This window comes from Methylobacterium sp. J-118, from assembly GCF_057836565.1.
On sequence record NZ_JBYQFA010000001.1, the window covers coordinates 4,032,781 to 4,053,348 of the forward strand.

The window sequence follows — 20,568 nt, forward strand, 5'->3', positions numbered from 1 at the left end:
CTCAGAGCGGGATGTTGTCGTGCTTCTTCCAGGGCTGCTCCATCTTCTTGGTGCGCAGCATGCCGAGCGCCCGGGCGATCCGGCGCCGGGTCGAGTGCGGCATGATGACCTCGTCGATGTAGCCGCGCTCGGCCGCCACGAAGGGCGACAGGAACCGATCCTCGTATTCGCCGGTGCGCGCCGCGATCTTCTCGGGGTCGCCCAGCTCGCTGCGGAAGATGATCTCCACCGCGCCCTTGGCGCCCATCACGGCGATCTGCGCGGTCGGCCAGGTGTAGTTCACGTCCGCGCCGACATGCTTGGACGCCATGACGTCGTAGGCGCCGCCGAAGGCCTTGCGGGTGATGAGCGTCACGAGCGGCACGGTCGCCTGCGAGTAAGCGAAGAGAAGCTTGGCGCCGTGCTTGATCAGGCCGCCATATTCCTGTGCCGTTCCCGGCAGGAAGCCCGGGACGTCGACGAAGGTCACGATCGGGATGCCGAAGGCGTCGCAGTAGCGCACGAACCGCGCCGCCTTCCGCGACGCGTCCGCGTCGAGCACGCCGGCCAGCACCATCGGCTGATTGGCCACGAACCCAACCGTACGCCCCTCGATCCGGCCGAAGCCGGTCATGATGTTGCGGGCGTAGGCCGCCTGGATCTCGAAGAAATCGCCCTCGTCCACGACGCGGCGGATCAGCTCGCCCATGTCGTAGGGCTTGTTCGGATTGTCGGGGATCAGGGTGTCGAGCGAGGCATCGAGGCGATCGACATCGTCGAAGCTCGTGAGTTCCGGCACGCCGTCGATGTTGTTGGCCGGGAGGAAGTCGAGCAGGCGCCGGATCTGGAGGATCGCCTCCACGTCGTTCTCGAAGGCGCCGTCGGCGATCGACGACTTGGTGGTGTGGACCTTGGCGCCGCCGAGTTCCTCGGCGGTGACGACCTCGTTGGTCACCGTCTTCACCACGTCGGGGCCGGTGACGAACATGTAGCTCGTGTCGCGGACCATGAAGATGAAGTCGGTCATGGCTGGCGAGTAGACGTCGCCGCCCGCGCACGGGCCCATGATCACCGAGATCTGCGGGATCACCCCCGAGGCCATGACGTTGCGGCGGAACACCTCGCCGTAGCCGCCCAGCGCCGCGACGCCCTCCTGGATGCGCGCGCCGCCGGCATCGAAGATGCCGATGATTGGGGCGCGCATCTTCAGCGCCATGTCCTGGACCTTCACGATCTTCTGCGCATGGGCCTCCGACAGGGAGCCGCCGAACACGGTGAAATCCTTGGAGAACAGGAAGACCGTTCGGCCGTTGATCGTGCCCCAGCCGGTCACCACGCCGTCGCCGGGGATCTTCTGGCTCTCCATGCCGAAATCCGTGGAGCGGTGCTGCACGAACATGTCGAATTCCTCGAACGACCCATGGTCGAGGAGGAGTTCGATGCGCTCCCGCGCGGTGAGCTTGCCGCGCTTGTGCTGCGCCTCGACGCGCCGCTCACCGCCGCCGAGGCGGGCCTGCGCCCGGCGCTCTTCCAGCCTGTCGAGGATGTCCTTCATGATTGTCGCCCACCCTTCCGCCGCCCGGAACCTGCGGCCCGGATCGGGCCGGTCCAAGCTTATGCATTGACCGATGGAGCGCCCTTAGCACGGGCTTTTCGGGCGGCAAACCGACGCGGCGCATCGGGCGATCGGCCATCGGGAGGGGGGCTGGTGGACGGTGCAGGGATCGAACCTGCGACCTTTCCCGTGTGAAGGGAACGCACTACCGCTGTGCTAACCGTCCGTACCGGGGACCCGCCGGAAGGCGGAGACGCCGCGTCGCCTGTGCGGATGTGCCACCCGGGCACCGGCGACCGGATGCCGGGCCTTCTAGGGCGTGGCGGGCCGGGGCGTCAAGCGTCACGCGGCGGCGAGGTTGACAAGCCCCGTGACACAATGCGCTGTGCCCGGATGCACGAGGGGCCAGCGGACGTGAATCCCGGCAGCGACGTGACGGGTGAGGCCCCGGTTCGGGCGGAGCGGCCGCGCGTCGCGATCACCTACTGCACGCAGTGCAACTGGCTGCTCCGATCCGCCTGGATGGCGCAGGAGCTGCTCTCGACCTTCCGCGACGATCTCGGGGAGGTGGCCCTGATCCCGGCGACGGGCGGCGCTTTCCGGATCGAGCTGAACGGTGCCCTGCTGTGGGAGCGGGTGCGGGATGGCGGTTTCCCCGACGTGAAGGCCCTGAAGCAGCGGGTGCGGGACCACCTCGACCCGGAGCGCGATCTCGGCCATATCGACCGGTCATGAGGCGAGGGAACGGTGACGAGCCCGCGGGGCGCCGCGGGCCGGGGACGGGCCCCGCTTGAGTCCGGACCATCAGGCCGAGGGCGGCGGGCTCCCGGCGGTGATGCCCGCGCGCCGGTCATGGCTGGCGCGGCGGCTGCACCGCTTCGCCGGCAACGGCTTCTCCACGCAGGTCTATCTGATCGCGCTGGTGATCGCGCTGATCGGACCGGGCCTTCTGTTCACCAGCATCCTGCTGATGCGCTACGCCTCGGCCGAGCGGGCGCGGTTCGAGCAGGATGCGCGCGAGAACGTGCGCGGCATCGGCCTGTCGCTCGACCGCGATACCGCCGGTCTCGTCTCGGTGCTGCAGACCCTGGCGACCTCGCCGCGGATCCGCCAGGGCGATTTCGAGGCCTTCGACGCCCAGGCCCGGCTCGTGCGCGATTCGATCGACCTCGACGTCCTGCTCCGGCGGCCCAACGGCCAGGAGGTCGTCAACACCGGCGTGCCGCGGAGTGCGCCGATGCCGATCATGGCGGTCCCGTTCGACCAGGAACTCGCCCGGGGCACGCAGCGCGCCATGGTCAGCGGCTTCGTCCCCGGCCCGACCCCCGGCGAGTCGACCTACGCGGTCGGCGTCCCGGTGATGATCGACGGCGAGGTCGGCTACATCCTGAGCTTCACCGTGCCGCTGTCCCGCCTCCAGGGGATCCTGTCCCGGGAGGTCGTCCCGGGCTGGACGACCGGCATCAGCGACCGCAATGGCATCGTGCTGGCGCGTCTGCCCGATCCCGATTCGGTGATCGGCCGGCCGCGGCTCGCCAGCCTCCGGCAGGTCCAATCGGCGACCCCCGGGGTGTGGGAGGGCCAGGACCGCCAGCACAAGCCCGTGGTGGTGATCGAGGCGCGCTCCCGCCTGACCGGCTGGATGGTCGCCACCAGCATCCCCCAGGCCCTCGTCGACGCCCGGGTGCGGCGCTGGATCTGGGCCTTCGCGGGGTTCGGCCTGCTGGTGCTCGCCACCTCGTCGCTGCTGGCGGTCAATCTCTGGTCGCGGGTCTCCCGGCCGCTGCGCCTGCTCGCCGCCTCTGGACCCGCCCTGGCGCGGGGCGAGGCGATCCCCCGGGTGTCCTCGTCGGTCCACGAGATCGAGCGGCTCGGGCTGGTCCTGTCGGAGGCCTCGCTCCGGCTGCGCACCCGCGAAGAGGAGCGGGACCGGGCGCTGGCCGACACCAGGCGCGGCCTCTCGGCGCTCAGCGAGAGCGAGGCCCGATTCCGGCACATGGCCGATTCGGCGCCAGCCCTGATCTGGATGACCGACGAGACCGGGGAGGTGAGCTTCGCCAACCTGCATTTCGAGCACATGTTCGGGACGCCGGCGGCGGAACTCGCCAATCAGGGCTGGCACCGGATCGTCCACCCGGAGGAGCTCGAGGGGTTCCGCGCCGCCTTCACCGAGGCCTTCGAGGCCCGGGCGTCCTTCCGCATCGAGGTCCGGGTCATCGACCGGGAACGGGCGGTGCGCTGGCTGCGCTGCGAGGGCGTGCCGCGCCTCGACGACGACCACAACTTCCTCGGCTATACCGGCTGCAACATCGACATCACCGACGCGAAGAACGCCGAGGAGCACCTGCTGCTCCTGATCCACGAACTCAATCACCGGGTGAAGAACACCCTGGCCACGGTCCAGTCGATCGCGGCCCAGTCCCTGCGCGGCCTCGAAGGCGCCGAGGCCGACGCCGCCCGGGCGGCGTTCGAGGCGCGCCTGCTGGCGCTCGCCCGGGTCCACGACGTGCTCACACGGGAGAGCTGGGAGGGGGCTGAACTGTCGGCGGTCGTGGCGGACGCGATCCGGCCGCTCGAATCCGGCGATGGCCGCGCCTCGCGCTTCCGGGTGGCGGGGCCGCCCCTGCGCCTGCCGCCGCGCCTCGCTTTGTCGATCGCCATGGCGCTGCACGAGCTCGGCACCAACGCGGTCAAGTACGGCGCGCTCTCCGCCGAGGGCGGGGTCGTCGAGATCGCCTGGACGGTGCGGCGCGAGACCGAGACGCGCCTCGCGCTCCGCTGGTCGGAACGGGGCGGGCCGCCGGTGAAGAAGCCGACCCGGACGGGTTTCGGATCGCGGCTGATCGAGCGCAGCCTCGCCCGGGAACTGGCCGGCGAGGTCGCCTTGACCTACGAGCCCGGGGGCGTCGTCTGCACCATCGACGCGCCGGTGCCGCCCCCGGGCCTGATCGAGCGCAAGAGCGCCGTGGCGCCCGCCCGGATCGCACCGCTGCCGTTGGCCGGATGATCCCGGATCCGCCGTCCGTCAATGATACGGGTCGGCGGCGTCGCGCAGGCCGTCGCCCATGAAGTTGAAGGCCAGCACCGTGACCAGGACGGGCACGACCGGGAGCAGCAGCCACGGGTAGATCTGTACGGCGGCGAGATTCTGCGCCTCGTTGAGCAGCACGCCCCAGCTCGTCACCGGCGGACGCAGGCCGAGGCCCAGGAAGGAGAGGGCGGTCTCGCCGAGGATCATGGTCGGGATCGACAGGGTCGCCGAGGCGATCAGGTGGCTCATGAAGTTCGGGATCAGGTGCCGGCCGATCACCCGCGCCGGGGACGCGCCCATCAGCTCGGCCGCCTGGACGAAATCCTCCTCGCGCAGCGCCAGGAGCTTGCCCCGCACCGCCCGGGCGAGACCCGGCCAGTCGAGAAGGCCCAGGATCACCGTGATGCCGAAGAAGACGAGGAGCGGGCTCCAGTTCGGCGGCAGGGCCGCCGACAGGGCGAGCCAGAGCGGCAATTCGGGCAGGGAGCGCACGACCTCGATCAGGCGCTGCACGCCGGCATCGACCAGCCCGCCGAAATAGCCCGCGATGCCGCCGAGGAGCAGGCCCAGCGCGAAGGAGATCGCCACGCCGACGAGGCCGATCGTGAGGGAGATCCGCGCGCCGTAGATCATCCGGGAGAACAGGTCGCGCCCGAGCTTGTCGGTGCCGAACAGGAACAAGGTGCCGCTCTCCGGCGGGCAGACGAGGTGCAGGTCCCCGTGGATCAGGCCGAGCCAATCGTAGCCGTCCCCGCGGCACAGGAAGCGCAGGGGCTGCGGTGCGCCCTCGTCCACCACGTAGTCCCGGCGGAACGTGTCGAGGTCGAGATGCGCCCGGTACGGGTAGACGAACGGACCGGCGAGGCGCCCGTCGTGGAACAGGTGGACGCCCTGGGGCGGCGCGTAGAGGAAATCGCCGTTGCGCCGCGCCTGCCCATAGGGCGCCAGCAGCTCCACGAACGGCACGATCGCGTAGAGCGCCAGCAGGATCAGCGCCGAGGCCACGGCGAGGCGGTGCCGCAGGAACTTGCGCAGGATCAGCCGCCAGGCCGAGGCGCTGCCCGCCATGCCCTCGGCGCGGGCATCCGGCTCGAAGGGCAGCGGGTCGACGAAATGGCCGGCGGCGGGCATCGCGTCGCTCATCGCAACCCCATGCGGATGCGCGGATCGAGCCAGAGGAGGGTCAGGTCCGAGATCAGCATGCCGACGAGCGTCAGGGCGGCGACGAACATCAGGATGAAGCCGGCCATGAACTGGTCCTGGCTGCGCAGCGCGTCGAGGAGCAGCGGCCCGACGGTCGGCAGGCTCAGCACCAGCGAGACCAGGACCGACCCTGAGACCAAGTGCGGAAGCAGGTTGCCGATATCCGCCACGAACGGGTTGAGCGACATCCGGAACGGGTACTTCACCAGCGCCCTGACGGGCGGGAGGCCCTTGGCGCGGGCGGTGACCGTGTAGGGCTTGGCGAGCTCGTCCAGCAGGTTGGCTCGCATCCGCCGGATCATCGCCGCCGTGCCGCCGAGCCCGATCACCAGGGTCGGGACGACGAGATGCGCCAGGAGCGAACGGATCTTGGCCCAGGTCCAGGGCTGGTTGGTCAGGGCCGAATCGTAGAGGCCGCCGATCGAGAGATCGAACCAGCGGTTGGCGTAGAACAGCAGAATCAGCGCCAGCAGGAACCCCGGCACCGCGAGCCCGACATAGCCCAGGAGGGTCACGACGGCGTCGCCGACGGTGTGGCGGTGCGTCGCCGAGTAGAGCGCGGCCGGGATCGCCACCAGATGGACGAAGATCACCGCGGTGAGGTTGATCAGCAGCGTGAGCCAGAGGGCGTCGCCGATGACATCCGCCACCGGCTTGTCGTACTCGAACGACCAGCCCCAATCGCCCTGGAGCAGGCCGGAGAAGCCGGCCGGCCCCGGCATCGCCCCGATCCACATCAGGTATTGCTGCCAGACCGGCCGGTCGAGCCCGTATTGGTGGATCAGCAGCTCGGCCTTGGCCACGGAGGTCGCGTCCCCGGTGGCGCGCAGCTCCATGATTCGGTTGGTCAGATAGTCGCCCGGCGGCAGCTTGATGATGACGAAGACCAGCACCGAGATGACCAGGAGCGTGGCCGCCATGGTGGCGACGCGCCGGAGCAGCGGCGCGATCACCGGACCTCCGCGCGCGGACCGGCGCCGCTATCCCAGAACATCTCGTCGAGGCGCTGGACGCCGATCATCGCGGTGGGCTCCCAGGAATACAGGGCGCGCTGCGGCAGGTTGATCAGGCGGGCCGCGCCGACCACCGGCTGGAGCGCGCCGGCGACCGTGCCGATCACCCAGGTGTTGCGGGCGTGATTCATCAGCATCTCGCGCCAGATCGTCGCCTGCGTCCCGGCATCGGTGGTGTCGCGCCATTGCCGGTCGAGGTCGAGGAGGCGCTGGACCTCCGCGACATCGCAGGGCTCGCCGCTCTTGCCGTGACTCTCCGCGCTGAGGCTCCAGGCCGGCCAGGAATAATGCTCCGGCTGCGCCGGGCTCAATTCCGTCGGCGGCATGATCGCGGTCGGCACCGCGAGGTCGAGGCCCTGCGCGGCCACCATCACGGTGAGGCCGCCGATCGAGCGCCGATGCAGGTTCGTGCGCTCCTGGGGCTTGGCGATGAGGCGGATACCGACCTCGCGCCAGAATTCTGTGATCAACTGGAGGGCGTCGAGCACCATCTCGGCCTCGCCGTCGCTCTCCACCACGATCTCCAGGGGCCGTCCGTCGGGCAGCAGGCGGATGCCCGCACCGTCGCGGCCGGTCAGGCCCAGCGCGTCCAGGAGACTCGCGGCCTGGGCCGGATCGTAGCCGGCGTTGAGGGTTCGAAGCTCCGGCGCGTAGAGCGGACTGTCCGCCACGATCGTGTCGTTGCCCTCGGTGCCCAGGCCGAACAGCAGCGTGTTGTTCAGTGTCCGCCGGTCGATGGCGTGCGACAGGGCGTGGCGGTAGCGCAGGTCGCGGTTGAGCCGCCGCCAGACGGGATCGGCCGTGGTCAGGTTCGGATAGAGCGCGATCTCCGAACCGCGGGCCACCGGCCAGAGGTTGGTGCGGTAGCCATGCGCCTTCTCGCCCTCCTTGAGGCTCGGGATGTCGGGCATCGCCAAGCCACGGAACATCAGGTCGGCCTCGCCGGCATTGGTCTTGGCGACCAACAGACCCTGCGAGGCCACGTCCATCACGATCGCATCGACGTAGGGCAGCTGCGTGCCCGCGGTGTCGACGCGGTGATAGCTGCGGTTGCGCTCGAACCGGAACCGGGTGGCCGGCGAGCGGGTCCGCGGCACCCAGCCCTGAAGGGTCGGGCAATCCGGGTTGTTCAATTCGTAATTGTCGTCGAGGCGGTTGTGCAAGGCCGCCCAGCTGCGCAGCTTCTGCGCCTTGGCCTTCGCCTCGGCCGCCTCCTGGCCGACGTAGCGGGCGTGGACCGGCTTCAGGTAGTGCGACGGCCGGTAGATCAGCGGATCGCGCGGCGCGGCCAGCGCCGGGAGAAAGATCGGGTTCGGCCGCTCCCAGGTATAGCGGATCGTGAGCGGATCGGGATAGGCGACCTGCGGCGGCTTGCCGTCCACTAGGAAGAAGGCCGGCGGCCCCTCGGGGCTCAGCGCCTTCTCATTGGCGACATCCTCCCAGTAGTAGCGGAAATCCTCGGCGGTGAACGGCTGCCCGTCCGACCAGCGGTGTCCCTTGCGCAGGGTGAAGGTGAAGCGGCCGCCCTCGACATCGACCCGCTCCAGCAGGTCGGGCCGGAGATTCAGGTCGGCATCGTAGCCGACGAGGCGGGTGTAGCCGTAGACCGAGAGGTAGCGGACGTCCCGGGCCTTGGCGATCAGGGTCCGGATCGTCCCGCCGGCGCTGCCGACCCGGCGCCCCCGGGCGGCGAGGTCGACCGCCAGGGGATTTTCGGGCGGGGCGGGGGTCTCGCCGTCCGCGCGGGCGATTCGCGGACCGACAAGGGCGGCGGCGCCGAGGCCGGCGACCAGGGTGCGGCGCGAGATGCCGCGCGCGTGGCTCGGCTCACGAGACACGGGACACACATCGCCTTCGTCGACCCGCGAGTCCGCTTGCTCCAGGAGCGTCGCGAGGAAACCGGCGCCGGTCCCGACCTCGCTCACGACCCGCCTCCCGACACAGGATGCAGGCCCACATAGGTCAGCCGCGCGGGGGAATAGCCGGTGGCCCGGTGCAGGTCGTCGAAGGCGTGCGACCGCTGGATCAGCCCGGACGCCTGCCGCACCAGCGCATCGTCGGCCGGCTGCTCGAACTGGCGGCCGTTGCGGGTCCAGCGGATCGGCTCCGGGCTGTGCGCGGGACCGGTGATCATCGCGATGGTCGGATGCGCGGGTCCGCCATGGGCGTGGATGCGGTGGCCGGCCGCGTCGTCGTCGAACAGAAGACGCGTCAGGCCCCGGGCATGCGCCTCCACGACGCGCCGGCCCTGCGCCACATGATCGTCGAAGAACGCCACCGTGGCGGCCGGATCGAGCATCGACCAATCGGCCGTCGACCAGTCGGCGGTGCTGTAGCGTGCGCGGGCGTCGCGGTACTGGAGGCCCGACAGGTCGGGGTCGTGGCAGACGATCGCCGCGCGTGGACAGGCCTGCCGGATCACCCAGGTGGTCAGCCCGCGGAACACCCCCGATTCGATCACGCAATCCGGCTTGAGCGCCCGCATCGCCACGTAGAGCTGCAACGCGCCGTTGAAGCCGCTGCCGCCCCGCCGCTGCCGCACGGGGGCGGTCGGGATCAGCGACCAGAACGCCCGGACCTGTTCGAGCACGTCGCCGTCCGGCACGAGGCCGGCGGCCGCGAGGTCGCGTTCCAGGATGGCCGCTGCGGACTCGAGCAGCGTCGCGACCTCGCGCGGCGAGGTCGGCCGGTGGCTCCAATCGGGGGCGGCGGGAACGAGGTCGTAGCCCAACCGGTCGAACAGCGGCGACAGCACCTTCCGGCGCAGGCGTTCCAGCAGGACGGGCGGCCGCGGCTGGATCATGCGGCCACGGCCTCGGCGGCACCGCCGAACCGGACCCGGTGCCCGGGCTCGATCGCCCGCATCGTGCCGGCCTCGTCGGGGTCGAGCCGATACGGCGCCTCCCAGCGGGACGGGTCGTTCCGGTCGGTGGCCACGGCCGCGAAATCGAGGGGGTGATCCAGGCTCGGATCGGGCACGGCGGCCAGGAGCGCCCGCGTGTAGGGATGGACCGGCCGACGGAACAGGGCGGCCCGGGGGGCCTCCTCGACGATCCGGCCCCGGCACATCACGCTGATCGTATCCGCCATATAGTCGATCACCGCCAGGTTGTGGGACACGATGAGGAAGGACAGGCCGAGGGCCGATTGGAGGTCCTTGAGCAGGTTCAGGATCTGCGCCTGCACCGATACGTCCAGGGCCGAGACCGGCTCGTCGAGCACCAGGAGGCGCGGGTTCGGGGCGAGCGCCCGGGCGATGCCGATGCGCTGGCGCTGGCCGCCCGAGAAGGCATGCGGGTAACGGCCGAGGCCGCCCGGTTCGAGGCCGACCATGGCCATCAGGGCCCGGCAGCGCGCCCGCCGCTCGCCGGCCGGGACGCCGTGGATCTCCATCGGCTCCGACAGGATCTGGCGCACGGTCATGCGCGGGTCGAGGGAGGCGTAGGGATCCTGGAACACGAACTGCACATTGCGCCGGTAGGCGAACAGGGCGTCGCCGGACAGGCCGTGCACGTCCCGCGGGCCGCCGCCGTCGTCGAACAGGATCCGGCCCGAATCCGGGGCGAGCGCCCGCATGATCATCTTCGAGACCGTGGTCTTGCCGGAGCCCGATTCGCCGACGAGGCCCAGCGTCCGCCCGGCCGCGAGGCTCAGGGACACATCGGAGACGGCGTGGACGAGCCGGGGTTTCTGCCACAGGCGGCCGGAGCGCAGGGTGAAGGTCTTGCTCACGCCCTCGACCTGGAGCAGCGGACCGGCCAGCGGCGCCGGCGCCCGCGCCGGCGGGATCTCCGCCTGGGCCGGGCGGATCGGCGTCAGCCGCTCGCCCGGGGCCATGTCGAACCGGGGCACCGCGTGGAGCAGGGCCCTCAGATAAGCGTGGCCGGGGGCGCGCATCACCGTGTCGCGCGGCCCGGATTCCACGAGGCGGCCGCGGTAGAGCACCGCCACGTCGTGCGCCATGTTGGCGACGACGCCGAGATCGTGGGTGATGAGCAGGATCGCCATCCCGCTCTCCTCCTGAAGCCGGGCCAGCAGCGCCAGGATCTGGGCCTGCGTGGTCACGTCGAGCGCCGTGGTCGGCTCGTCGGCGACCACCAGGGCGGGCTTCAGGATCAGCGCCATGGCGATCATGGCACGCTGGCGCAGGCCCCCCGACAGCTCGAACGGGTAGGTCCGCAGCGCCCGGCGCGGATCCGGGAAACCGACGCGGGCCAGGGCCTCCTCCGTGCGCGCATCGGATTCCCGTCGGCCGGCGCCGGTGTGGATGCGCAGGGCCTCCCCGACCTGATCGCCGATCGTATGGAGCGGTGACAGGCAAGTCATCGGCTCCTGGAAGATCATCGCGATGCGCTGGCCGCGGATCGCCCGCATCGCCGAGCCCTCGGCGGGCAGTTGCGCGATGTCGATCTCCGAGGACCCGTCGCGCAGCAAGATCTGGCCGCGGGTGATGGCCGCGGAGGGCGGCAGGATCCGCAGGATCGCCTGCGCGGTTACCGACTTGCCGGACCCCGACTCCCCGACGAGCGCCAGCGTGCGCCCGCGGTTCACGTCGAGGGACAGGCCGTGCAGCGCCTCGAACGGCGTCGGTTCCGTGCGGAACGCGACCGCGAGATCGCGTATGGACAAGAGCGCGCTCAACCAGTCCTCACGATCTGGAAGCCCGGATGATGGGGTGCCGCGCCGCCCCTGTCCATCGCGCTACGGTCGAACAGACGCCGCGGATCCGGGACACGCACCGCCGGATGTCCGAGGAGGACGGCCAGCAGATCCTCGACGAAGCGCCAGACGGCCGCATCCTGGACGAGATGGTGGGTCAGCAGGCCGATCGGCCGGTCCGGCACCCGCGTGATGTCGTCCGCGAGCGCGCGTAGCATCAGTTCCGGCTCGCGCAGGGAGCGCGTGCCGCGCCAGTCGATCGGGTCCAGGGTGGCGTCGATCCGGCGCAGGCCGGGGATCGGCGGTCCCGGGGCGGCCGAAAGGCCGCGATAGCCGAGCTCCGGCAGGAGCGCGGCGAGCGCCGGGGCGAGGCGGTTCCACGGCGGCACAAAAACCGGCAGCAGGATCGATTCCGATACGCGTTCCCGGGCGATCCGCAGACCCGCGGCGGCGTCCGCGCGCAGGTCGCTCAGGGGCCGGTCGGCGCCGAACTCCGCGGGCTTGGCGCCGGGCGGGGCGTGATTCCGGTGCGCGAGGCCGTGGACCGCGACGCGCACCTCGGGCGCCGTCTCGAGGCGTCGTGCCAGCGCGGCATCGATGCCGGTTGGGATGGCGGCGAGCAGGATCGGCGTGCCGCGGGTCTGTGCCAGCTCGATCAACCGGTCGAGCGCCGGTGTCGCCGTCACCGCGTCGTCGTCGCGCCACAGGAAAGGCACCGACAGGCCGCGCCCGGCGATCGCGTCGAGGGCTCGGCGCAGGGCCTGAAAGCCGGGGCTTGCCGGGTGCGTCGGATGGCCCGCCCCGCGTCGGCCGGCATGGAGCGTCGCCACGATCTCGACCGTGCGCCGGGCCCCGCCGAGGTCGATCCCGTGGGGTCCGGGCGGGGGTGCCGCGCGCTGCGCCTCCACCGCCCGGAGCAGCGTATCGGCGCTCAGTTCCGCCTCCGGCAGGACCCGGGCGAGGCCGCGGGCGGCGAGGCGCTCGGCACGCAGCCGCTGCTCCGTCTCGCCGCCGGCCTCGAACGGCACCAGCACCGCGGGCGTCCCGGCCGCCAGCAGATCCGTGGCGGTGTTGTAGCCGCACTGGCTCACCGAGACCGCGGCCCCGGCCAGCAGGGTCCGGTAATCGGTCCGGGCGCGGCCGAGGACGCCCTCCGGCAGGCCGCGGGCGAGCGCCGACAGCGCCGCCTCCGGCACGCCGTGTCCCGCCAGGATCCGCCAGCCGAGTTCCGGCTGCCGGCGGCCCGCCTCGGCGGCGGCGCGCAGCAGGACCAGCCCGGCCGGCCCGGATCCGGCGGCGACCAGCACGCCGGCGCGCGCGTCACCGGCGGCGGAACGGGTCCCCTCGTCCACGTAGCCGGTGTAGCGGAGCTTTCCCGCGGTTTCGGCATCGAGCGGCCAGGAGGCGTCGAGGGGCGCGAGCGCCGGATCGCCGTGGACCAGCACGGCATCGTAGAAGGCGGCAACCCGGGCATGAGCCTGGGCGATCCGCTCCGGCTTCTCGGAGGCGACCAGGATGTCGCGCACCGAGGCGAGCACGAGCGGGCGCGGCACGCTCGCATGCGCGGCCTCGACGAGGGCCAGGAACTCGGCCGCCAGGGCCCTGCGACCGAAGGGGAACAGCTCGGTCACGACGGCGTCCGGCGCGAAGGTCCCGACCGTCTCGTCCATCAGGGCGCGGCGGCGCGCCAGCCACGCCGCATCCGCCGGCGCCCCATCCGGCTTGAGCAGCGTCGAGAAATCCGTGCCGGCGATCTTGAGCGGCGGCAGCTGGACGAGACGGACGCCGTCGAGGCGCACCATCGGGGCCGGCACCCCGCCGGAGATCAGCATCGCCTCGTGGCCGGCATCCGCGAAGGCCCGGGCGAGGGCCGCGGCGCGGGTCAGGTGCCCGGCGCCGAGCAGGTGCGTGACGGCGATCAGGACGCGCACGCGGTGACCTCCGTCGCGGTCGGAGGCGTGGGTGTCGCGAGGCCTGCCGAAGTCCGCAGCCGCTCCGCGATCAGCGACACCGCCGCCGCCTCGGAGAAGTCTGTCACGAGCCGCGCCCGCGCCGCCGCGCCGAGGCGACCTCTCCGGTGCGGATCCTGGGCCAGCTGGATCAGGGCCGCCCGCAGCGCCGCCGGATCGCCGGGCCGGACGAGGAGTCCCTGGACGCCGTCGGCAATGAATTCCGGCGTCCCCGCGAAGGCGGTCGCGAGGATCGGCAGGGCCTGGCTCGCGGCCTCCATCAGCACGTTCGGCAAGCCGTCGCGGTCGCCGCCGGGGCCGGGCTTGGTCGGCAGCACGAACAGGTCGGCCGCGCGCATGGCCGCGATCACGTCGGGTTGCGCCAGGGCGCCCCGGAACGTCACCCGTCCGGCGAGGCCCCGGTCGCGGACCCGCGCCTCCAGGGATTGGCGCAACGCGCCGCCGCCGATCAGGTCGAGGGTCCAATGCAGGGTGGCGGGCAGGGAGGCGAGGGCGTCGATCAGGTCGTCGTGCCCCTTCTTGGCCACGAGCCGCCCCACGCAGAGGAACCGGAGCGGTGCGGCCGGATCGCTGCCGTCGCGCGCCTCCCGGGGCGGAGGCGGTGCCGGGAAGCGGCCGAGGTCGAGCCCGTGATAGGCGAGGCGCGTCCGGCCCGGAGCCAGGCGGTCGAGCCGCCCCTGGCCGTCGCGGGTGCAGGCCACACCCCAGAGCGCGTCATTCAGTTTCTCGATCAGCTCCCAGTCCGGCGTCGTCCAGATGTCCTTGGCGTGGGCCGAAAAACTCCAGCCGCGTCCGGTCAGCAGGGCGGCGTAGCGGGCAACGCTGGCGGGCGTGTGCAGGAAATGCACGTGGATGTGGGCGATTTCGGCGGGCAGTTCCCGGGCGAGCACCAGGGCCTGCCCGAGGCGGCGCAGGCGCGAGAGCGTCCGGTCGCGCCGGAGATCGCGGGCAAACAGCGCGAGCAGCGCGCCGAACCGCGGCCGCCGCAACGCCGCCAGGAGGCCCCGGAGCACCCGCAGCGGCGCCGTGTGCAGGTATTCCGGCAGATAGGTGACCGGGGCGCGGATCTGCGCGTGCATCGGATGGCGCGCCCGGTCGGTCGGGCGGCGCAGGGACCAGATCTCCAGGGGCAGGCCGCGCTGCTCCAGCGCCAGGATCTCCTGGGCGATGAAGGTCTCGGACAGCCGCGGATAGCCTTTCAGCACCACGGCGATCCGCCTGTGCGTCACGAGTAGGCCCGCACACGCGGGCGGCCGATGCCGGACCCGGCGAGCGCCCGGACCCGGCGGGCGACCGCGTCGAGGCCGCCGAGCAGGCCCGGGATCAGGACCCGCGACGGCTCGGTCTGGTCCGGCAGGGCCCGGAGTGCGGCGGCCATGCGGTCCGGCGCCCGGCCCTCCGCCTCCATCAGGACCCGGACCAAGCCCAGCCGCTCCGCCGCCAGAGCGCGGATCGCCTGTTCCCGGCGCGGCTCCGTGCGGGGGACCAGGATCGCCCGGCGATCGAAGGACAGGATCTCGCAGAAGGTGTTGTAGCCGCCCATCGCCACGACGCCGGCCGCCTTGCCCATCAGGAATTCGATCTCGCTGTCGAAGGTGATCGCGGCGATCTTCCCGGACAGCGCCCGGATGCGCGCGTCGAACCCGTCGCGCGTCGCGGCGTCGAGGAACGGCCCGAAGGCGACGAGGGCGGGCAGCGGGATGCCGGGATCAGCCTCGTAGGCGGCGATGACCCAGTCGATCAGGGAGGCGCCGTCGCCGCCGCCGCCCGCGGTGACCAGGATGAACGGGCCGCTCGCCATGGCGGGCTCCTCGCGGCCGGGGCGCCGCTCCGGGAGGTCGCGGCGCAGATAGCCCGTGAAGATCAGCCGGGCGGCGATCCGCGCGGTCAGCGCCGGGTCCATCGGCAGCGCCGCCAGGGGCTCGTGGATACGGCTGAGCCCGTAGACCCAGATCTCGTCGTAGAAGCGCGCCATGGTCTCGACGGCGCCCTTGCGCTCCCACTCGGGCACGAGGCGGTCGGCCTCATCGAGCACGTCGCGCAGGCCGAGGACCAGGCGGATGCCACGGGCAGCGGCCCATGCCAGGGTCGGCAGCAGCTCGCCGTGGAACCCGGCGGGCTCCTTGTCGACGATGATCATGTCGGGATCGAAGGTCTCGCAGCTGCGGGCGATCACCTCCGAGCGGAGGGCCACGGTCCGGACCAGGGGGACGGCCGCGTCGAGGCTGCTGTATTCCCCATCCGCGGATTTGGTCACCGGGGGCAGCCGGACCGTCCGCACCCCGGGGGCGAAGGCGAAGCGGTCGATCACCGGCGAACCCGAGACGATCATCGCCTGGGCCCGGCCGTCGCACGCGACGATGGCGTTGGCGATGGCCCGCGAGCGGCGCAGGTGCCCCAGCCCGAACGTATCGTGGCTGTAGATGAGAACGCGCGGACCGATTGACGCCTCGTCGACTCGCATGCCGGTGACCGCCTCGGTTGACGGCGCGAGGATCGCAGCCGCCGCCCTCTCGCACAAGCGGGGTCACCGGGTAAACACTGAGCGGCCCGCCCGGCGGCGGCACGGCAGCCCTCCCTACCGGACCACCGGCGGCCGCGGCATGCGGAAGGGCAGCATCAGCTGCACCAGCGGGTTCCGGAAGCGATCCAGCGACAGGCTCTCGTGCATCGCCCGGACCGGCTCGCCGCAGAGCGTCGAGGCGAGCAGCGAGCGCGCGTAGAAGGGCGTGTTCTCGTAGGTGGCGAGAACCCGCGCGCGGCCGTCGTCGCTGCGGGTCTCCCGGCCCACCCGCCAGAGGCGGGTCGCCGGCAGGGCGGCGGCGACCGGCGGGCGGATCTCACGGCGGCTGCCGTCCCGGGCGAAGCGCAGCGACAGGTTCTGGCCGCCGCCCTCCCGGTGATGCACGTCGTAGAGGATCGCGGCGCCGTCCGGCAGGTCGGCGCGGCACCAGGTCCAGCGGGAGAACGCCGCCTCCAGCGCCTCGTCGCCGTCATTGGTGTCAAAGTAGGCGCTCCCGCTCCAGCGCAGGCCAGGCTGCGCGAAATCGACCTCGACGCGGGAGGAGGGCGCCATCGGCCACCAGCGGTGGCGTCCGGCCCGGTCGAGGTGGAACGGGCCGGCGGTGAAGCCCGGCGGCTCCAGCCGGACGGTGCCGCGCAGGGCGAAGGGCAGGGGCGCACCGCGCTCGTCGATGCGGATCGTCAGCGCCGTGCCGTCCCAGTGCATGGCGCTCGGGCCGATGGCGATATGGTCGGCGTCCCGCGACAGGCTGTGACCCCGGCGCTCCGTCATGGCGAAGCGGCTGCGCGCGCCGTAGAGGACCACGTTCATGGCGCAATGGGCGAACGGATCCCGCTCGGCGCTCCAGGCATAGTAGGGCGAGAACACGCTCCCGATGAACGCGATGATCGTGAGGCCCTGGCGGCCGTCGTCGCTCACCGCATCGACGTACCACCACGCGTAGCCGCCCTGGGCGACCGGGCCGTCGAAGCGAGGTCGTCCAGGATCGCCGCCGCGGCCAGCCGGCCCGACTGCGCCGCCATCGGCACGCCGGGACCCGGATGGACCGAGCCCCCCGCCAGATAGAGGCCCGGCACCGCCGTCCGCGCCCCGGCCCGTTTGAACGTCGCCGCCCAGCCCTGTGCCGCCCGGCCGTAGAGCGCGCCCCCCGTCCCGGGAAACAAGGCCTCGAACGCTGCCGGCGTCGTCACCGCCGGGGCCGACGCCGCGTCCAGGCTCAGCCCGCAGGCCTCCAGCCGGCGGTACAGGGTCCGCGTGCATGTCTCGATCTCCGGCGGCGTGAGCGGGCGGTCCCGGCCATCCGCCGGGGCGTTGACGAGCAGGAGCAGCCGCTCCGGTCCGGCGGGAACGGTGCCGGACTCGGTCCTGTCCTGCGCGCAGATGTAGACGGTCGGGTCGTCGGGAAGGCACCGGTCGCGCAGGATCGCGTCGAACTCGGCGCGGTAGTCCCGCGAGAAGAACACGGAATGGTGGGCCAGGGGGAAGCCCGTGGGCACCGCCGCGGTGCAGAGGGTCACGGCCGAGAGCGAGCGTTCGGCGGGCGCCAGCCGCGCGCCGGCCGCGGCCGCGTCCGGCCCGAGCAGCCCGGCCCCCAGGGCGGCGCAATCGGCGTTGCAGACGATGCGGTCGGTAGCGATCCACTCGCCGCCCGCGAGCACGATCCCGGCGACCCGGCCGCGCTCGACGACGATCCGCTCCACATGGGCGCCGTAGCGGAACGCCGCGCCCCGAGCGGCGGCGAGATCCGCCACCGCCCGCGCCAGGGCGCTCAAGCCCCCCGCCACGGTCCAGACCCCCGCCTGCTCCACATGGGCGACGAGCATCAGGGTCGCCGGCGCGCTGAACGGCGAGGCGCCGCAATAGGTGGCGTAGCGTCCGAACAGCTGCAGCAGCCGCGGATCGCGGAAGAAGCTGCCCAATGCCGACCACAGGGTGGCGAAGGGCTGGATCCGCCAGAGATCGCCGAGCCCGGACAGCCCGACCCGCTGCGCGAGGCCCGCCGGGCTGGTCCGCCCGTCGCGGATGAACGGTCCCTCCAGCGTGCGGTAGACCTCCGCCGAGCGGGCGCAGAACCGCCGGTAGCCCTCGGCCTCCCGGGGACCCGCGAAGGCGTCGACGGCGGCCGCCGAGGCCTCGATATCGGCGAAGAGATCGAGCCGTTCCGTGCGGCTCCAGGCGTGCCGGGCGAGGAGATCCGCCCGCGTCAGCGCAACCCGGTCTTCGAGGTGCGCGCCGCATTCGGCGAACAGCTCCTCGAACACCCAGCGCATGGTGAAGACGGTCGGCCCGGCCTCGACCGCCCGGTCTCCGACCGGAACGCTGCGCATCTTGCCGCCGGGACGCGCGGCCCGTTCCAGGACGGTGACGTCTAGGCCGGCCTGCGCCAGCCGGAGGGCGGCGGCCAAGCCGCCGATCCCGGCCCCGATCACGACGACGCGTTCCTGCGCCACGTTCGCCCCGCTCTGCACCCCGGAAGGGATTGATCTCCCGCCACCGGAGTGTCAATAAGAAATGACACCTGTCGCTGACAAGCCAACACCACACAGGAGGCAACGCGATGGAGTCGGGCCGGCGAATCGAGATGGCGCTGGATCGCGCCGTAGCCTACGCGGAGGCGCCGGGCGCGCCCCCCCTGCTGGCGGAGGCGTTGCGCTACGCCGTCTTCCCGGGCGGGCATCGGATTCGCCCGCGCCTGTGCCTGTCGGTGGCCCGCGCCTGCGGCGACGACGATCCCGCCGGGTCTGAAGCGGCGGCAGCGGCGATCGAATTGCTCCACTGTGCCTCCCTGGTCCACGACGACCTGCCCTGTTTCGACGACGCGCCGATGCGGCGCCAGAAGCCCTCGGTCCACGTGGCCTTCGGCGAACCGATCGCCGTGCTGACCGGCGACGCGCTGATCGTCCTCGCCTTCGAGACCCTGGCCCGGGCCGCGGGCCCCTATCAGGGACGGCTGGTCCGCCTGGTGGGGCTGCTCGGCCGGGCCGCGGGCTCGCCGTCCGGCATCGCGGCGGGACAGGCCTGGGAATCCGAGACCCATGTGAGCCTCAGCGACTATCAGCAGGCCAAGACCGGGGCCCTGTTCGCCGCCGCCACGGCGGCCGGGGCGGCCGCGGCCGGCGCAGAGCCGGAACCGTGGCGGCGCCTCGGGGAATGCCTCGGGGAGGCCTATCAGGTCGCCGACGACCTGCGTGACGTCGCCTGCCGCCAGGAGGAGATCGGGAAGCCGGCGGGGCGCGATGCCACGCTCGGGCGCCCCAACGCGGCGGCTCTGCTCGGGACCGGCGGCGCGCTGGACCGCCTGTCGCGCCTGACCCGGGAGGCGGTGGCGGCGATCCCGGCCTGCCCCGGCGCGGCCGCACTCACCGCCGAGATCGAGGCGCAGGCGCGGCTGTTCCTGCCCGCGCGCCTGCGCGCGGTCGCGGCCTGAGCGCCGGCTCCCTCCCGGGGTCCGGTGCCGCGGCGCCGGTCCCGACGGCCCTGCGCGACCGGTGGCTCGCGTGGCGCAATCGTCTGGTGGCGAGCCCGCGGTTCCAGCGGTGGGCAGCGGGCTTCCCGCTGACCCGGGGCATCGCCCGCCGGAATACCCGGGCGCTGTTCGATCTCTGCGCCGGCTTCGTCTACGCACAGGTGCTCGCCGCCTGCATCCGGCTCGACCTGTTCGCCATCCTGGCGGCGGGCCCATTGACCGTCGACGCCCTGGCGTCGCGCCTCGACCTGCCGCCGGAGAACGCCCGGCGCCTGCTGCGGGCGGCTGAATCCCTCGCGCTGCTGCGGTCCCTCCCCGGAGACCGGTTCGGGCTCGCCGATCTGGGCGCGGCCCTGGTCGGTAACCCCGGGATCGGCGCCATGGTCGCGCATCACGCGCTGCTCTATACCGACCTCGCCGATCCGGTGGCGCTCCTGCGCGGGCAGGCGCCGCCGACGCGCCTCTCCGGCTACTGGCCCTACGCCACCGGCGCGGAGGGGGATGCGCGGACGGTCGCCCCCTATGGCGGCCTGATGGGCGCCTCGCAGGCGCTCATCTCGGAGGATGTGCTCGACGCCTGCGACCTGTCCCGGATCCGGCACCTGATGGATGTCGGCGGCGGCGAGGGGGCCTTCCTGGAGGCCGTCGCGGCGCGCCATGCCGGGCTGCGACTCACCCTGTTCGACCTGCCCGCCGTCGCCGAACGGGCCGCGGCGCGCCTGTCGCGGGCGGGCCTGTCCGAGCGGATCGCCTGCCGCGGCGGCGACTTCCACGCCGATCTGCCGGCGGGCGCCGACGCCATCACGCTGGTGCGCGTGGTCCACGACCATGACGACGGCCCGGCGCAAGCCCTGCTCGCGGCGGCCCACCGCGCTCTGGCGCCCGGCGGGCTGCTGCTGCTGGCCGAGCCGATGGCCGGCACGCCCGGCGCCGAGCCGGTCGGGGACGCCTATTTCGGCTTCTACCTCCTGGCGATGGGATCCGGACGCCCGCGCCGCCGCGAGGAGCTCCACACCATGCTGACGGCCGCCGGTTTCACCGCCGTCCGCGAGCGGCCGACGCGGCGTCCGCTGCTCACCCGCGTGCTCGTCGCCCAAAAATCGGGCCCGCTTGCGTAAGAATGACTTGACGCTTTGATGTGTCTATCTAGGATGACACTTAGCGGCTC

At 72.4% G+C, this 20,568-nt stretch carries 15 protein-coding genes and 1 tRNA gene; 4 read left to right on the forward strand and 12 right to left on the reverse strand.

Annotated features, from left to right (window positions below; translation table 11 throughout):
- Nucleotide 1: 1 nt before the first annotated feature.
- Both AC3IF3_RS19585 and AC3IF3_RS19590 read right to left on the reverse strand, forming a co-directional pair.
- Nucleotides 2–1,534 carry an acyl-CoA carboxylase subunit beta gene (locus AC3IF3_RS19585; RefSeq protein WP_489229971.1) on the reverse strand — a complete coding sequence of 511 codons (1,533 nt, stop codon included), beginning with the start codon at nt 1,532–1,534 and terminating at the stop codon, nt 2–4.
- 151 nt (nt 1,535–1,685) lie between these two features.
- Nucleotides 1,686–1,760, reverse strand: a tRNA-Val gene (locus AC3IF3_RS19590).
- Between the two features lie 167 nt (nt 1,761–1,927).
- On the opposite strand from AC3IF3_RS19590, the gene AC3IF3_RS19595 reads away from it, so the two are divergent.
- Together AC3IF3_RS19595 and AC3IF3_RS19600 are read left to right on the forward strand one after the other, a co-directional pair.
- Entirely contained in the window at nt 1,928–2,269 is a 342-nt protein-coding gene (locus AC3IF3_RS19595; RefSeq protein WP_243967054.1) for an Rdx family protein, read from the forward strand.
- A 100-nt stretch (nt 2,270–2,369) separates the two neighbouring features.
- Nucleotides 2,370–4,541, forward strand: coding sequence for a sensor histidine kinase (locus tag AC3IF3_RS19600; protein ID WP_489231342.1), 2,172 nt, complete (start codon nt 2,370–2,372; stop codon nt 4,539–4,541).
- An 18-nt stretch (nt 4,542–4,559) separates the two neighbouring features.
- Here the strand turns inward: AC3IF3_RS19600 and AC3IF3_RS19605 are convergent, their stop codons facing one another.
- From AC3IF3_RS19605 to crtD, 10 genes are all read right to left on the reverse strand, one after another.
- On the reverse strand, nt 4,560–5,708 hold the full coding sequence (locus AC3IF3_RS19605; RefSeq protein ID WP_489229972.1) for an ABC transporter permease: 1,149 nt from the start codon (nt 5,706–5,708) through the stop codon (nt 4,560–4,562).
- Nucleotides 5,705–6,721 (reverse strand): ABC transporter permease, encoded by a 1,017-nt coding sequence (locus tag AC3IF3_RS19610; protein WP_243967056.1) that lies wholly within the window; start codon nt 6,719–6,721, stop codon nt 5,705–5,707. The genes AC3IF3_RS19605 and AC3IF3_RS19610 overlap by 4 nt, the downstream gene beginning before the upstream one ends.
- The gene (locus AC3IF3_RS19615; protein WP_489231343.1) at nt 6,718–8,628 is read right to left on the reverse strand and encodes an ABC transporter substrate-binding protein; all 1,911 of its coding nucleotides are present in this window, start codon (nt 8,626–8,628) and stop codon (nt 6,718–6,720) included. Before AC3IF3_RS19615 ends, AC3IF3_RS19610 begins: the two co-directional genes overlap by 4 nt.
- 74 nt (nt 8,629–8,702) lie before the next feature.
- Complete coding sequence (locus AC3IF3_RS19620; RefSeq protein WP_489220382.1) at nt 8,703–9,581, reverse strand: hypothetical protein; 879 nt, start codon at nt 9,579–9,581, stop codon at nt 8,703–8,705.
- The gene (locus AC3IF3_RS19625; protein ID WP_243967057.1) at nt 9,581–11,422 is read right to left on the reverse strand and encodes an ABC transporter ATP-binding protein; all 1,842 of its coding nucleotides are present in this window, start codon (nt 11,420–11,422) and stop codon (nt 9,581–9,583) included. The genes AC3IF3_RS19620 and AC3IF3_RS19625 overlap by 1 nt, the downstream gene beginning before the upstream one ends.
- On the reverse strand, nt 11,419–13,371 hold the full coding sequence (locus AC3IF3_RS19630) for a glycosyltransferase (protein ID WP_489229973.1): 1,953 nt from the start codon (nt 13,369–13,371) through the stop codon (nt 11,419–11,421). The genes AC3IF3_RS19625 and AC3IF3_RS19630 overlap by 4 nt, the downstream gene beginning before the upstream one ends.
- Nucleotides 13,359–14,639 (reverse strand): glycosyltransferase, encoded by a 1,281-nt coding sequence (locus AC3IF3_RS19635; protein WP_489217724.1) that lies wholly within the window; start codon nt 14,637–14,639, stop codon nt 13,359–13,361. The genes AC3IF3_RS19630 and AC3IF3_RS19635 overlap by 13 nt, the downstream gene beginning before the upstream one ends.
- Entirely contained in the window at nt 14,636–15,874 is a 1,239-nt protein-coding gene (locus AC3IF3_RS19640; protein ID WP_489217725.1) for a glycosyltransferase family protein, read from the reverse strand. Before AC3IF3_RS19640 ends, AC3IF3_RS19635 begins: the two co-directional genes overlap by 4 nt.
- A gap of 114 nt (nt 15,875–15,988) precedes the next feature.
- A complete protein-coding gene (locus tag AC3IF3_RS19645) occupies nt 15,989–16,852 on the reverse strand; it encodes a carotenoid 1,2-hydratase (RefSeq protein ID WP_243967062.1) in 864 nt (287 codons plus the stop codon).
- On the reverse strand, nt 16,849–18,384 hold the full coding sequence (crtD, locus tag AC3IF3_RS19650) for a 1-hydroxycarotenoid 3,4-desaturase CrtD (RefSeq protein ID WP_489229974.1): 1,536 nt from the start codon (nt 18,382–18,384) through the stop codon (nt 16,849–16,851). The genes AC3IF3_RS19645 and crtD overlap by 4 nt, the downstream gene beginning before the upstream one ends.
- A gap of 107 nt (nt 18,385–18,491) precedes the next feature.
- Between crtD and AC3IF3_RS19655 the strand changes: the two genes are divergently transcribed.
- Nucleotides 18,492–19,361: a polyprenyl synthetase family protein gene (locus AC3IF3_RS19655; protein WP_489229975.1), complete on the forward strand. Its 870-nt coding sequence runs from the start codon at nt 18,492–18,494 to the stop codon at nt 19,359–19,361.
- A complete protein-coding gene (locus AC3IF3_RS19660; protein ID WP_489231344.1) occupies nt 19,358–20,518 on the forward strand; it encodes a methyltransferase in 1,161 nt (386 codons plus the stop codon). Before AC3IF3_RS19655 ends, AC3IF3_RS19660 begins: the two co-directional genes overlap by 4 nt.
- The last annotated feature ends 50 nt before the right edge of the window (nt 20,519–20,568 follow it).